The 24,185-nt window shown below is 62.4% G+C and carries 15 protein-coding genes; 5 read left to right on the top strand and 10 right to left on the bottom strand.

Annotation, left to right across the window (positions count from 1 at the left end; translation table 11 throughout):
• Positions 1-200: 200 nt before the first annotated feature.
• The 3 genes from QQF40_RS11040 (at position 201) to QQF40_RS11050 (ending at position 6,953) form a co-directional block, all read left to right on the top strand.
• Positions 201-2,636, top strand: coding sequence for a DNA polymerase II (locus QQF40_RS11040; protein ID WP_285461348.1), 2,436 nt, complete (start codon positions 201-203; stop codon positions 2,634-2,636).
• A gap of 142 nt (positions 2,637-2,778) precedes the next feature.
• Positions 2,779-4,536 carry a multidrug ABC transporter permease/ATP-binding protein gene (locus QQF40_RS11045; protein WP_285461349.1) on the top strand — a complete coding sequence of 586 codons (1,758 nt, stop codon included), beginning with the start codon at positions 2,779-2,781 and terminating at the stop codon, positions 4,534-4,536.
• 353 nt (positions 4,537-4,889) lie between these two features.
• A complete protein-coding gene (locus QQF40_RS11050) occupies positions 4,890-6,953 on the top strand; it encodes a TonB-dependent siderophore receptor (RefSeq protein ID WP_285461350.1) in 2,064 nt (687 codons plus the stop codon).
• A 130-nt stretch (positions 6,954-7,083) separates the two neighbouring features.
• On the opposite strand, the gene QQF40_RS11055 is transcribed toward QQF40_RS11050, so the two are convergent.
• From QQF40_RS11055 to gloB, 10 genes are all read right to left on the bottom strand, one after another.
• Positions 7,084-8,250 (bottom strand): DUF1513 domain-containing protein, encoded by a 1,167-nt coding sequence (locus QQF40_RS11055; RefSeq protein ID WP_285461351.1) that lies wholly within the window; start codon positions 8,248-8,250, stop codon positions 7,084-7,086.
• A gap of 37 nt (positions 8,251-8,287) precedes the next feature.
• Positions 8,288-9,463: an imelysin family protein gene (locus QQF40_RS11060; RefSeq protein ID WP_285461353.1), complete on the bottom strand. Its 1,176-nt coding sequence runs from the start codon at positions 9,461-9,463 to the stop codon at positions 8,288-8,290.
• Between the two features lie 16 nt (positions 9,464-9,479).
• Complete coding sequence (locus QQF40_RS11065; protein WP_285461354.1) at positions 9,480-10,982, bottom strand: di-heme oxidoreductase family protein; 1,503 nt, start codon at positions 10,980-10,982, stop codon at positions 9,480-9,482.
• A gap of 202 nt (positions 10,983-11,184) precedes the next feature.
• Positions 11,185-12,495 (bottom strand): imelysin family protein, encoded by a 1,311-nt coding sequence (locus QQF40_RS11070; protein WP_285461355.1) that lies wholly within the window; start codon positions 12,493-12,495, stop codon positions 11,185-11,187.
• Positions 12,496-12,812: 317 nt separating this feature from the next.
• Positions 12,813-14,450 (bottom strand): ABC transporter ATP-binding protein, encoded by a 1,638-nt coding sequence (locus QQF40_RS11075; protein ID WP_285461356.1) that lies wholly within the window; start codon positions 14,448-14,450, stop codon positions 12,813-12,815.
• A complete protein-coding gene (locus QQF40_RS11080) occupies positions 14,447-15,505 on the bottom strand; it encodes an ABC transporter permease (protein ID WP_285461406.1) in 1,059 nt (352 codons plus the stop codon). Before QQF40_RS11080 ends, QQF40_RS11075 begins: the two co-directional genes overlap by 4 nt.
• Positions 15,506-15,617: 112 nt before the next feature.
• Complete coding sequence (locus QQF40_RS11085) at positions 15,618-16,712, bottom strand: microcin C ABC transporter permease YejB (RefSeq protein WP_213114706.1); 1,095 nt, start codon at positions 16,710-16,712, stop codon at positions 15,618-15,620.
• Between the two features lie 198 nt (positions 16,713-16,910).
• Positions 16,911-18,926, bottom strand: a complete 2,016-nt coding sequence (locus tag QQF40_RS11090) for an extracellular solute-binding protein (RefSeq protein WP_285461357.1) — start codon at positions 18,924-18,926, stop codon at positions 16,911-16,913.
• Between the two features lie 429 nt (positions 18,927-19,355).
• Entirely contained in the window at positions 19,356-20,762 is a 1,407-nt protein-coding gene (locus QQF40_RS11095) for a LysM peptidoglycan-binding domain-containing protein (RefSeq protein ID WP_285461358.1), read from the bottom strand.
• Between the two features lie 206 nt (positions 20,763-20,968).
• Positions 20,969-21,757 (bottom strand): hydroxyacylglutathione hydrolase, encoded by a 789-nt coding sequence (gene gloB / locus QQF40_RS11100; protein ID WP_285461359.1) that lies wholly within the window; start codon positions 21,755-21,757, stop codon positions 20,969-20,971.
• 761 nt (positions 21,758-22,518) lie between these two features.
• Between gloB and QQF40_RS11105 the strand changes: the two genes are divergently transcribed.
• Positions 22,519-23,385 (top strand): class I SAM-dependent methyltransferase, encoded by an 867-nt coding sequence (locus QQF40_RS11105; RefSeq protein WP_285461360.1) that lies wholly within the window; start codon positions 22,519-22,521, stop codon positions 23,383-23,385.
• A gap of 356 nt (positions 23,386-23,741) precedes the next feature.
• On the top strand, positions 23,742-24,176 hold the full coding sequence (gene rnhA / locus QQF40_RS11110) for a ribonuclease HI (protein ID WP_285461407.1): 435 nt from the start codon (positions 23,742-23,744) through the stop codon (positions 24,174-24,176).
• The last annotated feature ends 9 nt before the right edge of the window (positions 24,177-24,185 follow it).

Raw genomic sequence — 24,185 nt, forward strand, 5'->3', positions numbered from 1 at the left:
TGGGTGCCGCTATCTCGGGAGAGGCATTCCTTGCCGCAGACATCCATCCTGTCGCCGGGAAAGCTCGGTATTTCCGTCGTCAAGCTCAGGCTTCACGCCGGATGTTGTACGATACAGAATTCATATTATCGTATGAGGATGCAGGCGCGTCTTGCTCTCATCCTGCCCGGCATTCGTATATTCAACGTAAAGGTAATGCAGTGCCAGAGGCCGCATCCGAAGATTCCCGCCACGCTCCTGTTGAACTTCATGGCTTCGTGCTGACACGTCATTGGCGGGACACGCCCGAGGGGGTGGTGATCAGCTTCTGGATCCGCAGCGACGAAGGCGCCGTACGTGTCGAATGTGCACCGCAGGAAGTCGTCGCTTTCCTGCCCGCCGAACAGCAGGTGCTGGCTCAGACACTGGTGAATTTTGAGGCCGGCGCCGAGCTGCGTCCGCTGGCATTGGAAGACTTCCACCATCGCCCGGTAGTGGGGCTCTACTGCCGTGAATATCGCACCCTGGGTCAGCTGGCGCGTCGTTTGAAGGCGATTGGCGTCGACGTCTACGAAGCGGATATTCGCCCGACGGACCGCTACCTGATGGAGCGTTTCATCACGGCAGGCGTCACGGCACGCGGCGAGCGCCAGCCTGATGGCAGCGTGAGGAATGCACGGCTGGCTCCGCTGGAGGGCTATCGGCCACCACTGCGATGGGCATCGCTGGATATCGAGACTGATGCGCGGGGCAATCTGTATTCCATCGCACTCGAGGGTTGCGGTCAGCGTCAGGTGTACATGCTGGGCCCCCCCAATGGCGAGGAAAGCGCCAGCCGCTATTTCTCGCTGGAGTACCGCGTCAGTCGGCGTGAGTTGCTGCAATGCCTGCTGGACTGGGTCGCAAGGCATGATCCTGATGTCATCATCGGCTGGAACGTCATCCAGTTCGATCTGCGCATGCTGGTGCGGCTGTCAGAGGCCGAAGGCCTGCCGCTGCGACTGGGGCGTGACGCCAGCGTGATGCAGTGGCGCTCTCATCCTCGCCAGGCCGAGCACTTCTTTGCCGGGATCGCCGGGCGCTGGGTGGTGGACGGAATCGAGGCGCTCAAGTCAGCCTTCTGGCATTTCGAGTCGTTCAGCCTCGAGAACGTCTCGCGTGAGCTGTTGCAGGAAGGCAAGGCCATCGAGGACCCCTATGGTCGGCTGGACGAGATACTGCGCATGTTCGCCGAGGACAAACCGTCTCTGGCGCGCTACAACCTCAAGGATTGCGAGCTGGTCACGCGCATCTTCGCGAAGACGCGACTGATGGAGTTTCTGCTCGCACGGGCCAGTGTCACCGGGCTTGAGGCCGATCGCAGCGGTGGTTCGGTGGCTGCCTTTACCCACCTGTACCTGCCGCGCCTGCATCGCCTCGGCAAGGTCGCGCCCAATCTGGGAGATGTGGTGGGGGAGGACAGTCCCGGCGGCTTCGTGATGGATTCCCGGCCCGGCCTCTATGACTCGGTGCTGGTGCTGGATTTCAAGAGCCTGTACCCCTCCATCATCCGGACGTTTCTGATCGACCCGCTTGGGCTGATCGAAGGTCTGCGTGAGTCGAACGTGACCTCTGAAGATTCCGTCCCCGGCTTTCTCGGCGCGCAGTTCTCGCGGGACCGGCATTGCCTGCCGGCCATCGTCGCGGATATCTGGCAGGCGCGGGACGTTGCACGTGCGGCGGGCGATGCGCCGCTGGCCCAGGCACTCAAGATCATCATGAATGCCTTCTATGGCGTGCTGGGGTCACGCGGCTGTCGTTTCTTCGACCCACGGTTGGCGTCCTCGATCACACGGCGTGGCCATCAGATCATCCAGCAGACGGTGGAATTGATCGAGGCGCGCGGCTACACCGTCATCTATGGCGACACCGATTCCACCTTCGTGTGGCTTGGCAGGGCGCATGACGAGGAGAAAGCCGCTGAGATCGGCCGCGAACTGGCAGCCCATGTCACGGACTGGTGGCGACAGCATCTCAAGGAGACGCTGAATCTCGCGAGTGCATTGGAACTTCAGTTCGAGACCCATTATCAGCGTTTCGTGATGCCGACCATTCGCGGGGCCGAGGAGGGTAGCAAGAAGCGTTATGCGGGTATCAGACAGGCCGAGGAAGGGCAGGATGGCGAGCTGGTGTTCAAGGGACTGGAGTCGGTGCGCTCCGACTGGACGCCGCTGGCCAAGGCCTTCCAGCAGGGGCTCTATCGTCGCATCTTCGAAGGCAGTCCCTATCAGGAGTATCTGAAAGGCTACGTGCAGGATTACCTGCAACGCCATGCCCATGGCGCGGCGGACACCACGGATATCGAGGCCTTGATCTATCGCAAGCGACTGCGACGCAAACTCGACGATTATCAGCGCAACGTGCCGCCCCATGTACGTGCGGCGCGCCTGGCGGATGACGAGAACCGACGGCGGGGCCTGCCGTTACGCTACCAGCGTGGCGGCTGGATTCGCTATGTGATGACCACCTCCGGCCCGGAACCCGTCGAATATCTGCGCTCGTCCATCGATGTCGAGCATTACCTGAGTCGCCAGCTCAAGCCCGTCGCTGATGGTATCCTGCCGTTCGTGGGGGATGATTTCGATCGCCTGCTGGATCGTCAGATGACGCTGTGGTGACACTTTTTACGTAGTGATAATCTTTCTCATTATTTCTTGCATTAATATATGTTCGCCGTAAGATCCTCTCTCGGTGCAGCCATCAGGCCTGCGCAGTTGTCATGTGATGGCGGTCTGATCGCCATGGTGCCCGGGAGCAGGTGTGACGTTACTGAAAGTGGTTCTTGCCCATTATCGCTGGTCCTTTGTTGGCGTGATGCTTCTCAGTCTTGCGAGCGCGGGATTGGGTATCGGTGTCATTGCCTATATCAACCAGCGACTCATCGCGCATTCTGCCATCGTCCCCCTTGATGAAGAGCTTGCGGCCCATGTCGGGGTGCTTCCGGAGTTTCTTGGGCTGATTCTGCTGTTGCTGGCGATCACGCTGGGGGCGCAGCTGGCGTTGACGACGCTGGGGCATCATTTCGTGCACGGACTGCGCGGGCGTCTGGTCAAGCAGATTCTCGATACCGATATCGAACGGCTCGAGCAGCTGGGCAGTGCCAATCTGCTGGCGAGTCTGTCCAGTGACATCCGCAACATCACCCTGGGGTTCGTGCGCCTGCCGGAACTGGTGCAGGGCATCGTGCTGACCCTGGGGGCCGTGTTCTATCTTGGCTGGCTATCCCCCGGCATGATGCTGGTCACTGCCATCTGGGTGACCTTCACCATCATGGGGGGCAGCTGGCTGGTTACGCGAGTCTATCGCCACCTGGCCGAGGTGCGGGAAGCTGAGAGTCGTCTTTACGCCGACTACGAGGCTGTCATCGATGGACGCAAGGAGCTGGCGCTCAATCGACCCCGTGCGCGTGACTATTTCGACACCCGCTACAATGTCAATGCTCGCGAGTATCGTCACCACGTCGTGCGCGCCGATACCTACCACCTGAGTGCCGTCAACTTCTCCAACATCATGATGCTGGGTGCCATCGGCATCGTCTTCTATCTGGCCAATGGCCTGGGATGGGCCAGTGGTGAGGTCGCCGCGACCTTTTCGCTGACGCTTCTCTTCCTGCGCACCCCCTTGATACAGGCAGTAGGCGCATTGCCGACTCTGCTGGGGGCGGATGTGGCCTTCGCCAAGCTGCGCAAGCTGGCATTGGCACCGGTCAACGCCGATTTCGCGTCTCCTCAAGATGCACTTCCGCAGGGTCATGAGTCCGCCACAGGCACGTCGGCCGGTTCTGATTGGCAGACTTTGAGTTTGCACAATGTCTGCTTTCGCTATGGCAGTCACGAAGATATCGAGCGGAGCGCAGAGCAGGACAATCAACAGGCCTTCTCGGTCGGTCCGCTGGATCTCACCCTCAGGCGCGGTGAGCTGGTGTTTCTGATCGGCGGTAACGGCAGTGGCAAGTCGACTCTGGCCAAGCTCTTGACCGGTCTCTATCAGCCGACCTCAGGCTCACTTCTGCGCGATGGGCACCCGATTCAGGCGCATGAGCGTGAAGGCTGGCGTCAGCAGTTCTCGGCGGTCTTCACCGATTTTCATCAGTTCGATCATCTGCTGGGCCCGACCGGCGAGCCGGCGGACCCGGCACTCATCGCACAGTGGATGGACTATCTGCAGATGCGAGAGAAGCTGATGCTGGACGGAAATCGCATCGTCAATACGGAGCTGTCTCAAGGGCAGCGCAAGCGACTGGCGCTGTTGATGGCCGTGGCCGAGTGTCGTGACATCCTGCTGCTGGATGAATGGGCGGCGGACCAGGACCCGCAGTTCCGTCGTATCTTCTATCGTGATCTGTTGCCGCGTCTGCGCGAGATGGGCAAGACGGTCTTCGCCATCAGTCACGATGATCATTATTTCGAGCAGGCAGACAGATTGTTCGAGATGCGCGCCGGCAAGCTGCAGGAGTTGTCCGGGGATCAGCGTGATCGCATCAGTCAGGATGCCGTCGCGCGCCTGGATGAAGCCTGAAACAACCTGTCCGGGCTGGCGGTGGGGGCAGCCGCGGGATCCCAAGGCCGCCCATTTCTCCGATATCACTAGACAGGCAGTGGCAGGACGTGAGCCCCGGAGGCGGTCTCATGTGATTCGTCAGGGATGATGCCCAGCTGCAAAGTGAACCGCTCCTCGGAGTGTTGCAGTCGGTCAGACGTGCCATTCTCGAGCTTGCAGGCAGGATCTCCATGCAATGGCGGGTCATCATGATCAATGAAGGTGAAATACGAATCATCCTGATTCCATTCCGTATTCGACATCAGCGTGCCAGCAAGAGACGCCACGAGACGGGAGTTGACCACACAACAATCGTTGCAAGGGAACACGACATGTCCAGATATCCAACATCACGGCAGATAACTGTCCGGCCGGCACTCGCCCCTCTGTCGCATGCCATACGGCTCTGCATCGCGGCAGGGCTCCTGTCACACTCCGCCAGCGTGCTGGCCGACGAGACCGGTGACACCATGGTCGTGGTTGGCACGGCACTGAAAGTCGATGCGCCGCTCGTGGAGACGCCGCGTCCGGTCTCGACGGTCAATCGCGAAGAGCTCGACACGCGCAACGTCCAGCAGCTCGATGAAACCTTCCGTTACCGTGCCGGCGTCCTGTCTGGCCATTATGGGTCGGACAACAATACCGACTGGTTCAAGGTGCGAGGCTTTGATCAATCCACCTATCAGGATGGCCTGCGCATCTACCGTGAAGGCTTCTATCAGTGGTTGCCGGAGACCTGGGGGCTGGAGCGCGTCGATCTGTTCAAGGGGCCTTCTTCCATCCTTTACGGGGAGGCGCCTCCCGGCGGATTGATCAACGCCATCAGCAAGCGCCCCACCGATGAGCCGCAGAGCGAGATTCAGATTCAGGTCGGCAATCGCGGTCTGCGCCAGACAGGGCTGGATACCAGTGGGTATCTGAGTGATGACGGTGACGTTCGCTATCGTCTGGTTGGGTTGTACCGCGAACGTGATGGTGATCTCGATCACACCGAGAACGAGCGCTACTACTTCGCGCCGAGCCTGACCTGGGACATCTCGGATGCCACCCAGCTGACGCTGCTCGCCAGCCTCCAGAAGGATGATGGCGTGCCCACCAATGCCTTCAAGCTGGCCTATGGCACCGTGGACGATACGCCGTTCGGCAAGGTGGACCCGCAGACCAACTACAGCGAGCCGGGGTATGACAAGGATGAGCGTACCCAGACCTCCCTGGGCTATGAGCTGCGCCACCAGCTGAACGACACCTGGGCGCTGGAGCAGGATTTCCGTTATAGCCAGCTGGATCTCGACCTGATCAGCAGCTACATCCTCTACCAGTCCTCGGCGCGAGAAGGCCAGCGCGGGCTTCTGTACCGCGAGGGCACCATCGACAGCTATACCGTCGACAACCGTGCCATCGGCAAGTGGTATGGCGAGCGCACCGAGAACACCTTGTTGCTGGGCGTGGATTATCAGAATCTGAGCCTGTCGGGCAAGGAAGCGGATGACTATGCCTTCGGCGATCCAATCGATCTGTTTGACCCGCAATATGGCAATTACACCGCCTTGAGCGATGACCAGATCACGCGGCGCGATATCGACAAGGAACAGATCGGCCTCTATGTGCAGGATCAGCTGCGCATCGACGACAAGTGGGTATTGCTGGCCGGGGTTCGCTACGACCAGGCCGAGACCGAGAACGTCAATCGGACAACAGGGGTTCGTGAGCGCTCCGATGATGACGAGATCAGCTGGTCAGGTGGGGTGATGTACCTGAGTGACTTCGGCCTCAATCCCTATCTGAGCTATACCGAATCCTTCGAGCCGATCAGTGCGACCGATGATGGTGGCTCTCTCTACGAGCCTCGCGAAGGTCGCCAGTGGGAGCTGGGCGCCAAGTATCAGCCCGCCGGCTGGGATGGCTACGTGACGGCGGCTGTCTTTGACCTCACCGAAGACAATACGCTGGTCACCACCGGCGGTGTACAGGTGCAGGAGGGCGAGCGTCAGTCGCGTGGCTTCGAGCTGGAAATGGTCGGTTACCTGACGGACCACCTCAAGCTGACCTCGGCCTATACCTATACCGATGCACGCCTGGAAGACGATGTGCGTGCGCCGCTGATACCGCGCCACCAGGCTTCCAGCTGGCTGGATTACGCCTTCGAGAGTGGCGCCCTGGATGGGCTGCGTCTGGGTGCGGGGGCCCGTTATGTCGGTGAATCGGTGGATGGGGATACCACCGTGTCGGACTATCTGCTGTTCGATGCGATGGTGGGGTATGACTTCACGCGCGAGCTGAGCGCTCAGATCAATGTCAGCAACCTCGCCGACAAGGAATATGTCGCCAGCTGCAGCTACTGGTGCTACTACGGGGAATCCCGCAGCATCATCGGCAGTCTGAGCTATCGCTTCTGATTCCTTGCGTCCTTGCGTCAGTCCTTTTGAACGACAACGCCCCGCAGGCAGCAGCCTACGGGGCGTTGTCGTGTCTGGCCGGGTATCACCTTCCTTCCCGCCATGGGGTGCTGTTGTCCCCGGTAACGTCCTACATCAACGCCAGATGATTGTCCCAGTGGGTATTGGCCAGGTGCACCGGCCCCAGTGCCGGCAGGCCATCCTCATCGATCAACAGCCATTCCCCGCGTCCATTGCTGACCACGAATCCTGCGGGGGTCTCCTGCGTCGCCGGCACCGCCAGCACCCCGGCACAGTCAGCGAAGTCCAGTGTCGTCTCAAGCTCGCCGGTCTCGAGGCTCCAAAGCGTGATCAGATTGCCGCGTGGGGCGGTCGCCACGGCCAGGTGGCCCTCAGGGGCGATGGCGATGCTCGCGATGTACTGCTTGAACTGCGGGACGTATTCCTGTGGCAACGGCAGCTCCTGCAAGAGGTCACTGCTGGGGTGCTTCACCACCACCAGCGGGTGGTGGTCCGCCGCGGGGCCCTGGTACTGATAGCCCGCGACGATTACGCCCTCGCGGCTGACGTCCAGGTGGCGCAATGACAGCTGGTGATGGGAGGGTTCGCCTTGCCAGCGAATCTCGCCAGATACGCGGTCCAGCAACGTCAGGTTGGGCTGCATCGTGTCCAGATTGAGCTTCACGCGACCGGTCTCCGGGCGCGTGAGAATTCCGCCATTGGCGATGATCAGCTGCTGACCATCCGGGTGCAGGCGAATCTCGTGCGGGCCGATCCCGCCACTGGCGAACTCGCCGATTCGCGTGAAGTCGCGATTCACGTCGTAGATGCCGATGCGGCCTTCTCCGGGCGCGATGGCATTCTCGGTGGTGTAGAGCAGACCACCGTCCGGGCTGAACACGCCGTGCCCATAGAAGTGGCGGTCTGGTGCGGCCTCTATGCGTGCGATCCGCTCACCGCTATCCAGGTGGAAGATGTTGATTTCCGTCCCTGGACGCCGTGAGAAGATCAATGCCCACGGCTTGTAAGGGTGACGAGTGGCACCGTGGGCGCGCTGGCGTATCGGCTGGCGCCAGCGCTCCACTCCCTGATAGCTGGTGCAGCTGGCAAAGTGCTGCCCCGTGTCATCATCACATGCCGAGATGGCTACCCCGAGTGGCTTCCGCCCCTGGGCGCTGGCGGCATTGTTGCCGCCCGCCACGGCCACGCCGCTGGGCAGGCTCATCAGTGGCGTGCAGGCCAACGCCTTGATCAGCCGACGGCGCTGACGCGCCTGCGCAGCATGGGTATCCAGCATGCTGTGTCCTGTCTTGATCACGTGCTGCACTCCGGAATCAATCACCATCGGTACTGTTGAAGCCCAGAGAGAGCCCGAGAGCCGGGTTGAGCGTGTCAGCGAAGCCAGCCTGCAGGGTCTCGATATGGATCATGGCCTGTTGCAGTTCGCCATTGCGCGGATCATCGCGCAACAGGGCGGCCAGATCCGTCGGCAGAGTCGCGAAGGCGTCACGCGCGTCGGCAAAGTCGCCGGTGGTGGAGGCCACCATGCGCGGATCGACCTGCTGATTCAGATAGCCATGAATGCCTGCGACCTCGTCATTGCCGAGCCAGAGCGTCTCCATCATCGCAAGCGTCGCCCCGATGTTGGCAAGCCCCATTCCGCCACGCCAGGACTCAGCCGCATAGGGATTGGCCGTGCCACCGTTGTCGAGCCCGATCGGGCGACGAAGCTTGCGGTCCTTGATGGCCTCAAGCTGGACGGTCATCGCGCGTACCAGGGAAAGCACGGCGTCACGCGGATCGCTGAAGGCACCAGTGCCTTCAGCCAGCTGCGGCGCGAACTGCTGCCACTCATCATGCAGCGTCTTGCCGGTATTGGCGGCGTAGGCAGTGTTGGCTGTCATCAACTCGCAACGACGCGAGTCGGCAGTCAGAGGCGAGTTGGCATAGCGGGCATCGAACAGCTGATACTCCACGCTGCCCAGGCCCTGCATGACGATGGATTGCTCCGCAAGACTCTCGACCGTGATCGGGGCATCACCGGCGAGCAGGGCACGGGTCTTGCGCGCGACCAGATCCTTCTTGTCCGGCCAGAAATACAGCTGCCATTGACGGGAGTTCTGCAGGATCGGGCCCATTTCCACCCAGTTGACCTGATTCAGCCCCAGCATGGCGCTGCGCCAGTCCTGCTTGAGGGTCTCGAGGGTGGTGTCGCCCTTGGCGGAGCAGAACGCCTGAGTATGCTGCGCGAGCTGTTGCAGGCGGCTGGCAAGTTGCTGGTGTGCCTCGCTCAGCGTGTCAGCGGCAAACTGGCTGACGGCCTCTGCGCTGGTGCCTGCGCCGGGGACGTCCGTGTCGGCGGCAATGGAGTCCGTCGCCGCCAGTGTGCTCGTCGCGAATAGTGTGACGCCCATCAATGTCATGCCACAGGCCATCAGGGCCAGGGGCGAGGTCTTGCGCTGGGCAGGTTTCATCGGGGTTGCGGCATGGGTGAAGGTGTCGCGGGACATGAACGGGTATTCCTTGTCAGAGAGTCTCGAGGAAGCGCAACAGGGCTTCACGCTGGTCAATCGGCAGGGCCACGACGGCGTCGCGGCTTGGCTGGGCTTCGCCGCCATGCCAGAGCACGGCCTCGAGCAGGGTACGTGCACGGCCATCATGCAAGAAGCCCGTGGCAGGGTTGACCGTCTGAGCCAGGCCGATGCCCCACAGGGGCGGTGTGCGCCACTCCTGACCGCTGGCCTCGAATTCGCGGCGATCATCCGCCAGTCCTTCGCCCATGTCATGCAGCAGCATGTCGCTGTAGGGCCAGATCGTCTGCTCGGCCAGTTGCTCTGCCACGCCGCCGGACCGGGTGGTCAGGCGTGGGCGGTGGCAGCTGGCGCATTCAAGCTCGCGGAACAGTTGCTCGCCTTGGCGCACCGTCGGGTCATCGATATCACGTCGGGTGGGCACGGCCAGATTGCGCGAGTAGAAGGCCACGTTGTCCATCACGTTGTCGTCGACCTCGATCTCCCCCCCATCGGGCAATGTCTCGCACTTCTGACGCGGGGTGCAGTCGGTGGAGCTGACCAGATTGGAGGTCAGCCCCATGTCGCCGGCGAAGGCCTTGGCGCTCTGCTGTCGCACATCGGGCTGGCCGGCCTTCCAGCCGAAACGCCCCATGACCTCGCGTTGCTCGGCGAGTGACCAGACAGTATTGGCGCGCCCGCTGATGCCGTCGCCATCCGCATCCTGCGGGTCGGCCCACTCGAGCAAGGTCTCGTCGCTGACCGCCTCGAGCAGCCCCAGCCCCACCATGCCGGGGGCGAGACGTGGGGAGAGCGCGATGGCGCCCGGGTCACCGAAGCCGGGTTCGACGATGGAATAGCGCGGCTTGCGCAACGCGATCACTTCCCCGTCCGCCAGGGTCACCGTCACGTCCTCGTAATCCACCTGCATGCGGCCTTCGCGCTCGATGCCGGGCACGGCGGCATTCTGCAGCTGGGTGCCATAGACAGGATGCGGCATCACCCCGGCGATACGCCGGAATTCGCGCTCCTCATCGCTCCAGCTGTCCTCGTGACTGTCCGGCAGCCCCAGACGCAGGAAAAGGCCCACCGAGGGATCGCCTTCGGCCGGCAGGCTGCCGCGACCATCCTTGACGTGGCAGTTCTGGCAGGCGTTGGTGTTGAACAGCGGGCCAAGGCCATCGCGCGCGGTGGTGCTGGCGGGCGCGATCACCCAGGGGCTCTTGAAGAAGCTGTTGCCGACACTGAAGGACAGGCGCTGATCGAAGCTCAGGTTCTTGGCCGGCAGCGAATAGGCGTTGGTGTCGTGCTTGCGTACGCTGCCTTCACCGCCGCTTCTGTCGGTGTCCTGCAAGGGCAGGGAAGACAGATAGCTCATCACTGTCATCGCGGAATCTGCCGTGGGCTTGGCTTGATCTGCCGATGCTGACTGAGCAGGCAGACACGCCAGGGCGATGGCAAGCGGCAGGGAGCGGGTCAGGGAGGGACGCAGCTTCATGTCGTGGTGCAATATTGGCATACAGGGTTTTCTCGGCTTGCGCGGTCAGGCTGCTCGAAGAGCTTTCTCTCAGGACTCTATCGGCAGACGCGCATGAAAAGCTGGCGCAAGAACCATCAACGCCCGAACCTGTCGTGAGAGAGGTTCGGGCGAGGATATCAGCGCGAGGCGAGGCAGCTTGGGGTCTTCAGCCAATTCACGCTTGGCAATGTGGAGCAGTTGATCAGAATTCGTGGTCTGCCGTATCGGCTTCCAGGCCATCGATACCGACGGTGCCGGCAATTTCTTCGATCAGGCGGGTCTGGGCGACCAGATCCTGAATGCTGGCATTGATGATCTCGGCGCCTTCGGCATTGCCCGGGGCGATCATCTGGTCAAACTTCATTCCGGCGTCGGCTTCTGCCGTGTCGACCATCACCTGCAGCTGGCCCATGGTGGTGTCCAGTGCCTCGTGCATCTTCTCGGCCAGTTCCGGGTCATTCTGGGCGACGAGTGCATGCAGTGACGGGCCTTCGAAGGTGCGACCGTCCAGGGTCACGTACTTGCCTTCGTAGACGTTCTGGATGCCCTTGGCATTGTAGAAGTGCGAGTAGTGAGTGTTGTCGGAGAAGCAGTCATGCTCGTCTTCATAGGAGTTGGCTTCCAGCGCGACCTTCATGCGCTCACCAGCCAGCTCACCCAGTGACAGGGAGCCCATGCCGAACAGCATCTTCTCGAGGCCTTCACCGGCCGGCAGCGAGGTCAGTTCCGCGCGGTAGTTGTCCTTCTCACCCTGTGCCCACTGGCCGACCATGTATTCCAGGTCGCTGATCAGCAGGTCGTTGGCGGCCAGCAGGTAGGCGCCGCGACGGTCACAGTTGTCGGCGGTGCAGGCATCGCCCTTGGCGAAGTCGGTCGCCGGGCGCTCGCCGGCACCGGCCTCAAAGCCGTGCATGTCCTGACCCCAGAGCAGGAATTCGATGGCATGGTAGCCGCTGGCCACGTTGGCCTCGAAACCGCCCAGCTCGTTGAGGGACGCCAGCAGCTCCGGGGTGATCTCGGTGGTGTCGATCTTGTCGGCACCGATCTGCACGCTGTCGCTGGCGATGATGTTGGCGCTGGCACCCGGGTTGCCCAGCTCGGCCTGATAGCCGTCGCCTTCGACGTAATCGATCAGCCCTTCATCCAGCGGCCAGGCGTTCAGCTGACCTTCCCAGTCATCGACGATGGCATTGCCGAAGCGGAAGACTTCACTCTGCTGGTAGGCGACGCGCGCCTGCTTCCAGGCGGCACGTGCCGCGGCAAGCGTCTCTTCGGACGGAGATTCGATCAGCGCGGCATTGGCGGCGCGCAGGGCATTGGCACTGGCCAGGGCATCGCTGTAGGTGGCATGCGCGACGTTGGCGTACTGGGCGACGACAGCTTCGGCCGTCAGCGCCTTGTCATGTGCGGCGCCATGATGCTCTGCCAGAGCGGCACCGGTGAACATGGAGGCTGACAATGCGATGGCAGCTGCCAACGGCTTGCGTGAGGCAAAACGAAAAGAGGCAGTCATATGGTTCCCTTGATCGGTCTGTTGTTATGCAGTGCGCGCAGAACGGCAGTGCGTGGGGCCGCTCGGGAGAGGGCGGGAAGTCATTACACGGTCTCTCGATGGTCGGCCCGCATCTCACTGGATCATATTGAGAACCTTTATTATTTGCAATCGACAAAACGTGCGTCTTGCAACGCAAGGGTGCACTGACTGCAATACGCCAACGCCCAGCTCATCATCTGTGGCTGCCCGAGCAGGGCGATCGGCATGCTATGGCAGAGCAGGGCAGCCCAGGTCAGCCAGGCCAATCGGCTCTGGTCAGGCCATGACAGAGCGTGTCAGCCAAGACCCGCGGCCTGTATCAGGGCACGCGTATAGTCTTCGCGAGGGTTGCCGAGCACTTCTGCCGTCGTGCCCGTCTCCACCAGACGTCCTTCACGCAACACCATCACCCGATGGGATAGCGCGCGAACCACTGCCAGGTCATGACTGATGAACAGATAGCTCAGGCCTCGGCGTGTCTGTAGTTCACGCAGCAGAGCAATCAGCTGTTTCTGCACGCTGCGGTCCAGTGCCGAGGTAGGTTCATCGAGCACCAGCAGTCTGGGCTCGAGGATCAGGGCGCGCGCCAGGGCAATCCGCTGACGTTGACCGCCGGAGAACTCGTGGGGGTAGCGATCGGCACACGCCGAGGGCAGTTCGACTTCCTCCAGCACCTGCGCCACCCGCTGGTGAACCTCGTCCTCGCTGAGCGTTGGGTGATGAAAGCGCAGACCTTCACTGATGATGTCCGCCACCGGCATGCGTGGCGACAGTGAGCCGTATGGATCCTGGAAAACGATCTGCATCTGACGGCGACGCAGTCGCAGCGCATTGCGATCCAGCATATCGATGCGTTCGTTCTCGAGGCGGATCTCGCCCTTGGCGGCCTGCAACTTCAAGAGTGCCAGAGCGAGTGTGGTCTTGCCGGAACCCGATTCCCCGACCACGCCGAGCGTCTCGCCGCGCGCCAGCGTCAGATCCAGCGGATGAACGGCGACGAAGTCCACGGGGCGCTTCTGGAAAAGCTTCCTGCTGCGCGCGAAGCGCACCTCCAGCTTGCGCGCGGTGAGAACCGGTGTCGCGGCGTCTTCGGCACTCAAGTCGCTGGCGAGTCCTTCGGGTTCGGCGGCCAGCAGCTGGCGGGTGTAATCGGCCTGCGGCGAAACGAATACCTCGTTGACGCGCCCCTGCTCGATGCACTCCCCGTCGCGCATCACGATCACGCGATCAGCGTGACGGCGCACCAGATTGAGGTCATGGCTGATCAGGACCATCGCCATGCCCTGATCGCGACGCAGGCGGTCCAGCAGCTGGAGTATTTCCTGCTGCACGGTGACATCCAGCGCCGTGGTCGGTTCATCGGCGATCAACAGCGGTGGCTGATTGGCCATCGCCATGGCGATCATCACGCGCTGGCGTTGCCCGCCGGAGAGCTGGTGCGGCCAGGCGTCGATCAACTCATCGGGACGCGGCAGCTGTACCTGGCAGAGCAGTTCCAACACGCGCTGGCGGGCGGCATTGCCGCGCAGTCCCTGCTGGAGGCGCAGGCTTTCACTGATCTGTTCGCCGACACGCATCAATGGGTTGAGCGAGGTCATCGGCTCCTGGAATACGAAGCCGATCTGACCACCACGCACCCGCTGCCATTGGCGTGGCGTCAGGGCGGCCAGATCCAGCGTCTTGCCATCCGGCCGCGTGAATTCGCGCTGCCCGGTGACATGGGCGTGGCCCGGCAGCAGGCCGAGACTCGCCAACAGGCTGACGGACTTGCCCGATCCGGACTCGCCGACGATGGCCAGGCATTCTCCCCGTCTGACCTCAAGGCAGAGATGCTTGACGACGGCTGTCTGGCCGAAGCGGATGCAGAGGTCGTCGAGTCTCAGCACGCTGGCAGCGGTGCCGATATTGTCCGCAGGCGAAGAGGGATGACTCATGCGTTCTGCTCCCGGGCACTGATATGACGTGGGTCGAAGGCATCGCGTAGCCCTTCGCCGATGAAGACCAATAGCGTCAGCATGATGCCGAGGCTCAGGAAGGCGGTCATGCCAAGCCACGGTGCCTGCAGGTTGTTCTTGCCCTGGGCGACCAGCTCGCCCAGCGAGGGGGAACCGGCCGGCAGGCCGAAGCCGAGGAAATCCAGTGCGGTCAGGGTGGTAATGGCCCCCGTGAACAGGAAGGGGATGAAGGTCAGGGTGGCGACCATCGCGTTGGGCAGCACATGACGCCACATGATCAGGCGGGAAGGCAGGCCCATGGCTCGGGCGGCGCGCACGTATTCCAGATTGCGTGCGCGCAGGAATTCGGCGCGCACGATATCGACGATGCCCAGCCACGAGAACAGCATCATGATACCGGTCAACCACCACAGGTTCGGCTCGACGATGCTGGCGAGAATGATCAACAGAAACAGCACCGGCAGGCCGGACCATACCTCGATCAGACGCTGACCGATCAGGTCGACCTTGCCGCCGAAGTAACCCTGCAGGCCACCGATCACCACCCCCAGCACCAGCGAGCCCGCCGTCAGTACCAGCGCGAAGATTACCGACAGCCGGAAGCCATAGATGACGCGCGCCAGCACGTCACGGCCCTGATCATCGGTGCCCAGCCAATGACGGCCATTGGGGGCCGACGGCGCCGGAGAGCCCAGATTCAGATCCAGGGTGTCGTAGGAGTAGGGAATCAGGGTGTTGAGCATGAAGCCCTGCGCCTCGATGGCCTCGATCACATAGGGGTCGCGATAGTCGGTGGCGGTGGGCAGGAAGCCGCCGAAGGTGGTCTCCGGATACTCGTGCAGCATCGGCAGGTAGGTCTCGCCCTGATACTCGACCAGCAGTGGGCGGTCATTGGCGATCAGCTCGGCCCCCAGTGAGAGCACGAACAGCACGCCGAAGATCAGCAGAGACCACCAGGCGCGACGGTTGTCACGAAAGGCCGCCATGCGCCGTCGGGTGATGGGCGACAGGCGTGAGGCGCGCGGACGTTGCAGTGGCTGCTGACTGCCGTCGTTTGCGTCTTGAGCGGGTGTCTCGTGAAGCTGTGTTTCATGAACCGACGTTTCATGAGCCGACGTTTCGTGAACTGTTGTCTCGTGACGCATGTCAGGCCTCCCGTGTCGCGAAGTCGATGCGCGGGTCGATCCACACATACATCAGATCAGAAACCAGCTTCAGGATCAGACCGATCAGGGTATAGAGATACAGGGTGCCGAAGATCAGCGGGTAGTCGCGCTGCAGGACAGCCTCGAAGCCGAGCAGCCCCAGCCCGTCGAGGGAGAAGATCACCTCGATCAGCAGCGAGCCGGTGAAGAAGATGCCGACCAGCGCCGCGGGCAGCCCGGCGATGATGATCAGCATGGCGTTGCGGAAGACATGCCCGTAGAGAATACGGTTCTCGCTGGCTCCCTTGGCGCGTGCCGTCAGGACGTATTGCTTGTGGATCTCGTCCAGGAAGCTGTTCTTGGTCAGCATCGTCAGGGTCGCGAAGCTGCCGATGGCCGAGGCCAGCACGGGCAGGGCGATGTGATGGAAGTAATCCAGAATCTTGCCGGCGGTAGACAGCTCCTCGAAGTCCGGCGAGGTCAGCCCCCTGAGCGGGAACCAGTCCAGATAGCTGCCGCCGGCGAATACCACGATCAACAGGATCGCGAACAGAAAGCCCGGAATGGCGTAGCCGACGATGACGACGCCGGAGGTCCAGATGTCGAAGCGCGAGCCATGCACCAGCGCCTTGCGGATACCCAGCGGGATCGAGACCAGATAGACCAGCAGCGTGGTCCATAGCCCCAGCGAGATGGAGACCGGCAGGCGCTCCAGCATCAGGTCGATCACCGGGCGATCACGGAAGAAGCTGTCGCCGAAATCGAACTGCGCGTAATCGACGACCATGTCGGTGAAGCGCTCCCAGACCGGCTTGTCGAAGCCGAACTGCTGCTCCAGCTCCTCGATCAAGGCCGGGTCGACCCCTGACGCGCCGCGATAGGTCGAGGCAGCTCCTCCACCGCCACCGCTGGTGACACCATCACCGCCGCCACTGTTGAGACGGGTGCTGGCACCGGCACTCATGCCGTCCAGACGGGACATCAGTTGTTCGATCGGGCCACCTGGGGCGGCCTGGACGATCAGAAAATTCAGCAACAGGATTCCGAGCAGCGTCGGAATCATCAACAGAATCCGGCGCAGAATATAGGCACCCAATGGCAATCTCCCTGCGTGCCCCTCATCGCCGGCATCTTGTGTGCGGTGCAAGGGGCATCGGTTATTGGTGTCGTGGACGCATCAGCAAGGCGTCAGTCCTGCCAGGCGTCTATGCCTGGCATAGGCGCCGAGCGTGTTCTTCAGGCTTGTTGACCAGACTTGCTGAACAGGCATGTTCACCCGGCTCATTCACCTGATTCATTCGCCTGGTTCAAGCGAGGCATTCTTGTCGGGCTCGATCCACCAGCTGTCCAGGCTCAGCTGGTATTCCGGGAAGGGCTGCGGATAGCCGAACTTGTTCCAGAGCGCGATGCGCGTCGCCGCCAGGTGCCACTGGGGCACGACATGGAAGCCCCAGCGCAGTACGCGGTCGAGTGCCCGTGTCGCGCTGAGCAGGTCTTCACGGGTCTGTGCCTGAATCAGGGCATCAGTGAGCGCGTCCACCACCGGGCTCTTCAGCCCGATCAGGTTGCGTGAGCCGGCCACGTCGGCATAGTCGCTGGTCCAGTATTCACGCTGCTCGCTGCCGGGACTGTTGGACTGCGGATAACTGCCGACCACCACGTCGAAGTCGAAGCTGCGACGGCGGTTGATGTACTGATTGACGTCGACGGTGCGAATCCGCGCCTTGATGCCGATGCGCGCCAGATTGCGGATCCAGGGCTGAATGATGCGCTCGAACTGGGTGTCGTAGTTGAGCACCTCAAGCGTCAGCGGCTTGCCGCTGCTGCGGCTGACCAGCTGGCCCTTGACCACTTCATAGCCCGCTTCGCGCAGCAGCCCCAACGCCTTGCGCAGGCGAGGGCGTAATTCCTGTGGCTCATCGATCGGCAGGGGCTTGTCGAAGACCGCGCTGGGCAGCTCATCCTTGAAGGGCTCAAGCAGCGCGAGTTCCTTGCCGGTGGGCATGCCATCCGCGGCCATGTCCGAATTCTCGAAATAGCTGTGGGTCTGCTGATAGGCACCGTAGAAGAGGTTGCGGTTGATCCAGTCGAAGTCGAAGACCAGCGCCAGTGCCTCACGGACTCTCGGGTCCTGGAAGCGCTCGCGGCGCTCATTGAGCACGAAACCCTGCATGCCTGCCGGGTTGCTGTCCGGGACTTCCAGCTTCTTCAGTCGCCCATCGTGCAGCGCGGGAGTGTCGTAGGCGGTCGCCCAGTTCTTGGCGCTGCTTTCGACGTGCAGATCGATGCTGCCGGCCTTGAAGGCTTCCAGCGAGACGGTCTGGTCCCGGTAGTAGTCGTAGACCAGTGTCTGGATGTTGTGGCGGCCCTTGTTGACCGGCAGGTCCTTGCCCCAGTAGTCGTCGACACGCTCATAGCGAACCTGGCGGCCGGCGTCCAGAGACGCCATGCGATAGGGGCCGGAACCCAGCGGAATTTCCAGGGTGGCGCGCGTGAAGTCGCGGCTCTTCCAGTAGTGCTCCGGCAACACCGGTAGCTGTCCGATGATCAGCGGCAATTCGCGCGCCGCGCCTGGCGCCATCTCGAAACGCACGGTGTCGGCATCGATCACGCTGACGCCGGTGACATCGTGATAGTAGCTCTTGAAGAACGGCAGGCCTTCATCCTTGAGCAGGCGATAGGTGAAGATGACATCTTCGGCAGTCACTGCCACGCCATCGTGAAAGCGTGCCCGAGGGTCGATATCGAATTCGATGGCGCTGCGGTCCTTGGCCAAGCGGATGCCGCTGGCCAGCAATCCGTATTCGGTGAAGGGTTCATCGGCGGAGGGGATCATCAGGGTGTCGTAGATCAGTCCGCCGAAGTAGTTGAGTCCCGCCACCGAATTGCCCTTGAGGATGAAGGGATTGGTGGAGTCGAAGCTGCCGATGGCGGCGCGCGTCATGCGCCCGCCGACCGGCGCCTCCGGATTGACGTAAGGGAAGTGGGTGAAGCCGGGCTTGTGGGCGGGCTCGCCGTAGATGGCCAGGCCATGCACGGTCGGGACGTCCAGCGGCGTCTGCACGTTCGAGGTGGGGGTACTGGTTGCCTGCACGCTGGTTGCTTGCGCGCTGGTTGCCTGCGTGGCCGACGCCATGTCGGCGCTGGGGCGTGAATCGGCAGATTGCCCGCTATTCGCATTGGACCCGGCTGCCTTGGGCTCAGCCGCGTTGGCCGTGGCAGTGAACGAGCCGCTCACCATCAGCGCCCCCAGGCATAGCGCGCGTAGCGCGGCCCAGCGACGGGGGGCGAGTGAAGAAACACGCTGCATCGAAGACTTCCTTGACTGAATGACCCGGGCCTCGCGGCCGTGATGAAATGACCGGCAGCTTGGCAGCTTGGCAGCTTGGCAGCTTGGCAGCTTGGCAGCGCGGCTGGATTGCGTCTTGCTCACTATCAACTCCGCTGGCCTGGGTCGCCTCAACGGCTGTCGACCGTGAGCTGCCGTGAGCTGATGGAGAACTGTAGAAGCGGTAAAGCAGCTGCACGCAGCGCGCCGGGCTTCGGCCGGTCTCCTTGCATCGACCCCGCCAAGAGTAACGAAGTTCCCTGTCAGCGGCCATGCTGCGGCGTTTGAATCGCAAACGCCCCCACCATCACGGATGGCAGGGGCGTCCAGGAATCGCGTATCACTCGTCGCTTCAAGACGCGTGAATCGACTGGCTCAGTTTTGGTTGAAGACTCAGTTGTGGTCGAAGACTCAGTTGGCGCTGTAAAGAGTCAGCATCTGACCGGGGCGTAGGTAGTCCGCCGATGACAGCTTGTTCCAGCGCGCGAGCTGTCGAGTGCTGACATTGTGACGTGCGGCGATCAAGGACAGGGAATCGCCACTCTTCACGCGCACCTTCTTCTCGCCGTTGGCCGAGGCCAGCTGGGTGGCCACCGAGGCGCCACGGTCCGGCACCATCAGTGCCTGGCCGATGCGGATGGTGTTGCTCGAGAGACGATTCTTCTGCTTCAGCTCGGAGAGCGTCAGGCCATTGCGGCGTGCGATGACGGACAGGGTGTCGCCGCGCTTCACGCGATAGCTGGCCCAGCTCTGGCGCGCTTTTTCAGGCAACGTGGCCAGCTGGCTGAGGAAGGTGTCGCGGGCGGTGGCGGGAATGACCAGCGAGCTGTCGCCCGGCGTGGTGGCCCAGCGCTTGTAGGCCGGGTTCAGGGCGCGCAGCTCATCTTCACTGATGCCGGCCAGTTTGGCGGCGGTGGACAGGTCCAGTTGTCCGCCCGTCTCGACGGCCGCGATTTCCGGCTTGTCGTCAATCTTCGGCAACGACAGTCCATATTCCTCAGGGTCGCGAATCACCGCGGCCAGTGCCAGAAGCTTCGGCACGTATTCCATGGTCTCGTTGGGTAGCTTGATGTTCCAGTAATCCTCATCGCCACCGGCGCGGCGGCGTGCACGGTTCACGGTACCGGCACCGGCATTGTAGGCGGCCAATGCCAGCTCCCAGTCGCCGTCATACCAGCGCTCGCCCTGGGTCTCCAGGTAATCCAGCGCGGCGTCCGTAGACAGCAACACGTCCTTGCGGCCGTCATACCAGCGGTTGCGTGTCAGCCCCATGGCGTCACCGGTGCGCGGCATGAACTGCCACATGCCAGTCGCACCGCCCGGATGCGCGGCGTCCGGGTCGTAGGCGCTCTCGATGAAGGGCAGCAGTGCCAGCTCTGCCGGCAGGCCGCGTGCTTCGGTACGCAGTGTCACGTAGCGAATCCAGGGGCGGGCCTGCTCCGCGATACGCTCCACGTGGTGAGGGTGCTCCTGATACCAGCTGATCCATTTGCGCACGCGTGGGCGGCCGGTGTCCTGCTGTAACTGATAGCTGGCGCGCAGGCGCTCCCAGACGTCATCGTAGTGCGCGGGAATGGCATCGACGGCCTCCATGAAGTTCAGCGGGGCGCGCTGATATTCACTGGTGGGCGTAACCCCGGGCACCATCGCTGAGTTGGCACTGGCGGTCAGCGGCATCAGGCACAGGGTGGCACCCAGAGAGGCGAGGCGAATCAGGTGACGCAGTCGAGCCGGACGGAAGGGGGCCTGGATCGGAGTGACACGACACGGCGTGTCGGCGGCCATCTGGCCGTCGGTACGGAGGTCTTGCTGATGCATTGACGAAATACTCTCTGGCGAGCCGCCGCTGGATGGGTCAGCGGCGGCTCGGCTGGCCGGCCATGCCGGCACGAATCAGTGACTGCGGGGGCTGATCGAGATCAGGAATGTTCTCGACCCGCTGTCACGCGAAATGCCATTCACACCGCGCTCCAACCTCTCACCTGGTGGCGTCAGAACGGGGCAATGGCACGCGGGCAGCAGGGCTAGAAGTTGTCCTTCCACTGACGCAGTGCCGTGAAGGCCGCCAGTGGAGAATCTTCCTGACCCAAGGGTGCCGAGAGGCGCCCTTCCTGCTCGAGATGGCGCTGCAGCGTCATCTCGTCACTGCGCAGGAACGGATTGATCTGCTTTTCTCGGCCGATGAGGGTGGGCAGCGTGGGACGGCCCAGTGAACGCAGCTGTTCGCATTCTGCGTTGAGGGTGTCTCGCGCCGGATTGTTCGGCTCGGCGGCACTGGCGAAGGCCAGATTGGCCAGCGTGTACTCGTGTGCCGGGAAGACAAGTGTTTCTTCCGGCAGAGCGGCGAGGCGCGACAAGGAGTGATGCATCTGTTCCGGGGTGCCTTCAAACAGGCGTCCGCAACCGCCACTGAACAGGGTGTCGCCACAGAACAGCAGACCCGGCATGCCGGAGCTGACGAAGGCGATGTGGTCCAGGGTATGGCCCGGCACTTCCATGACCTCGAAGAGGCGGCCCTGCAGGCGGAAGCTGTCGCCATCGCCGACACGCTCGTCGATACCGTGGATGGCCGGGTTGTGCGGGCCGACCACGCGAGGTTGATAGCGTTCGATCAACTCCGGCAGGCCGCCGGTGTGATCCTGGTGATGATGGGTGATGAGGATGGTGTCGAGGGTCAGGCCTCTGGACTCCAGCGCCTCCACCACCGGGCGTGCATCACCGGGGTCGACGACCGCCACGCGGGGGTTGTCGTCGCTCTGTATCAACCAGATGTAGTTGTCCTGAAAGGCCGCTATGGGCGTTACGCTCATCATGGTGGTCAGGTGCTCTTGATGTCTTGCAGTCGTCGATCGAAGCAATGACAGGCCAGTGACGCGAAAAGTGGCTTCATACGTCCTCGTCAGGGAATCGGCGAGGCTGAAGCAGATGAACATGGCATGTCATCGTCGCCTGCAATGCTGATGGGCAGGCGTTCCATCGACTCCTTACTGAGAGTTAGTTGTCGAAATCGGCACAAGATCATGCTCAGAGACGGCTCAGGCCGCTCTTGCTACTGAGAGCTCCCCCATGCCGCGTATCCGGGCGGCAGGGACAATCCGGGGGCTCCATCATCGACAACGCATGTTTATGGGTCATTCGCAGGATGTTGGGTAACACCTTGCTTCACTCTATCCTGAGTGTCGGGCCGGGCTGTCGAGACGCTCGGTACCCACAGTCCTGTACAAGACTCGCTCATCGGCATTTCGTTCCCGGTCAGGCTCGCCGTTTGCGATCAGGCAGCGGATGGCAGATGCCTGGTCCTGCAGGAAGCGTCCTTGAGGAAGAGTCCATCAGGAAAAGCCACGACTGGCCGCCTGTGCTCAGGTCCATGAACGCCATCAATCGCAAGGCCGATAGCCAGCATGATGATGCCCAGTGGACTGATTCGTGGCGGGAATCTGATTTTTCCGGATAACAAGCCTGACGAGCCAGCAGGTAAGTGTCAAACCTCTTATGGTGTGAGAATGTAGGCAAGTGTCAAAGCCTGTCTATGCCGTGGGGAGTGTCTCCCCGCCTGAAGCCCGGGAGATGCAAGATGTGGAAAGGCCCCTTTGGTGTGAATGACTCGGGTGGAGACAGGGCCAGCGCGTCCCTGACCGCCGATGAGCGCCAGCGCCAGCATGCTCGCCAATTGAGTGCCCATGTGCGCGCCATGCGTGCCTTTTTCGAGGGCCCGGATGGGCAGGACATCCTGACGGCGGAGCGCGAGATGCTGTCACCGCTGTTCGAGCGCTGCTTCGGTTTTCACAGCCTGAACCTGGGCCCGGGCGGCAATGACCTCTTGTCACTCTCCGCCATCCGCCATGCCATCCAATGGAGCCCCGAGGCGGCGCTTGCCGAGTCGCCATCCACCTTGATCTGTCCGCTGACCCAGCTGGCATTGCCGGACGAGAGCATGGATCTGGTGATGCTCCATCATCTGCTGGAGGTCGCGCCGGAGCCGCACCGTCTGCTGCGCGAGGCGGCTCGTGTCCTGCGCTCCAGTGGCTGTCTGGTCATCGTGGCCTGGCAGCCGTTCTCCGGCGAGGGACTGCTGCGTCTGGACCCGCGGCGTCGCCACATCACTCCCTGGGAGGGAAGCTGGCGAACGCCCGCGGCCTTGCGTGACTGGCTGGCCTTCGTGGATTTCGAGATCGAGCGTATCGACTATGCCGGCTTCCATCTGCCGGGGTTACGCCTGCGACATGGCTGGCTTGAACGCATGGGGCGTCGCTACAACCTGCCGCTGGGCAGTCTGATGTTGATACGGGCACGGCGCAATGTCGGGTATGTACAGCCCTTGAATGCCAAGCGACCACGAGTCGCCATCCCCGGTGTCTCCATCGGTCAGGCCACGCGGGTGCATTCCCGGGAGGGACATGTGAGGGGTGAGTCGCGCAGAGATCTGTCCGAGCGCGGCTAGCTCGAGGGGGCGCTGCTGGGCTCCTTTTCTATAGAGCTTCAGCCTGGCGGAAGCTGTAAAAAAATACAGGGGCTTTGGCCATGCTGGATGCGAGTGGGTAGAATGACGCTCACTGTGGCGAGGCCTGCTGTTGCCGCGCAATGGCTCCCGGAGAGGAGAGTGGTTGACAGGGGTGAGTTGCGAGCCCCGACTCCGCGGGCCAGGTTCGTCCCTGTCATGACAGCCAGCGCCATCGCACTTGCCCGTCTTCGTTTCCTTTGTCGAGAGTGCCGTTTGTGAGCCAGAGTGCATCCACGTCCGAACCCCAGAACCCCTCCGCCGCTGCGACGCCCGAGCCCAAGGCGGCACCGACTCGCGTGGTCATCCACACCGATGGTGCCTGTCGTGGCAACCCGGGTCCGGGTGGCTGGGGCGCGATTCTCGTCAGTGGCAAGCATCGCAAGGAACTCAATGGCAACGAGGCCCAGACGACCAACAATCGGATGGAGATGATGGCGGCGGTCGAGGCGCTCACGGCGCTTACCAAGCGCTGTCAGGTGGTGCTGTGGACCGACTCCGAATACGTCAAGAACGGCATCACCAAGTGGGTGCACGGCTGGGTCAAGCGCGGTTGGAAGACGGCAGCCAAGCAGCCGGTAAAGAACGAAGATCTGTGGAAGGCACTGCTGGCCCAGAGTGAGCGGCATGATATCGAGTGGCGCTGGGTCAAGGGCCATAGCGGCGATGAGGGCAACGAGCGCGCCGATGCGCTGGCCAACGAGGCCATCGACGAGATGCAGCGCCGCCGCTGAGTGCCTCGG

It is taken from the genome of Cobetia sp. LC6 (genome assembly GCF_030264805.1).
GTDB lineage: Bacteria > Pseudomonadota > Gammaproteobacteria > Pseudomonadales > Halomonadaceae > Cobetia.

Coding starts and splice junctions, on each gene's coding strand:
- QQF40_RS11050 (WP_285461350.1), top strand. CDS start 4,890: ATGTCCAGATATCCAACATCACGGCAGATAACTGTCCGGCCGGCACTC.
- QQF40_RS11055 (WP_285461351.1), bottom strand. CDS start 8,250: ATGCTGGATACCCATGCTGCGCAGGCGCGTCAGCGCCGTCGGCTGATC.
- QQF40_RS11060 (WP_285461353.1), bottom strand. CDS start 9,463: ATGTCCCGCGACACCTTCACCCATGCCGCAACCCCGATGAAACCTGCC.
- QQF40_RS11065 (WP_285461354.1), bottom strand. CDS start 10,982: ATGCCAATATTGCACCACGACATGAAGCTGCGTCCCTCCCTGACCCGC.
- QQF40_RS11070 (WP_285461355.1), bottom strand. CDS start 12,495: ATGACTGCCTCTTTTCGTTTTGCCTCACGCAAGCCGTTGGCAGCTGCC.
- QQF40_RS11075 (WP_285461356.1), bottom strand. CDS start 14,450: ATGAGTCATCCCTCTTCGCCTGCGGACAATATCGGCACCGCTGCCAGC.
- QQF40_RS11090 (WP_285461357.1), bottom strand. CDS start 18,926: ATGCAGCGTGTTTCTTCACTCGCCCCCCGTCGCTGGGCCGCGCTACGC.
- QQF40_RS11095 (WP_285461358.1), bottom strand. CDS start 20,762: ATGCATCAGCAAGACCTCCGTACCGACGGCCAGATGGCCGCCGACACG.
- gloB (WP_285461359.1), bottom strand. CDS start 21,757: ATGATGAGCGTAACGCCCATAGCGGCCTTTCAGGACAACTACATCTGG.
- QQF40_RS11105 (WP_285461360.1), top strand. CDS start 22,519: ATGTGGAAAGGCCCCTTTGGTGTGAATGACTCGGGTGGAGACAGGGCC.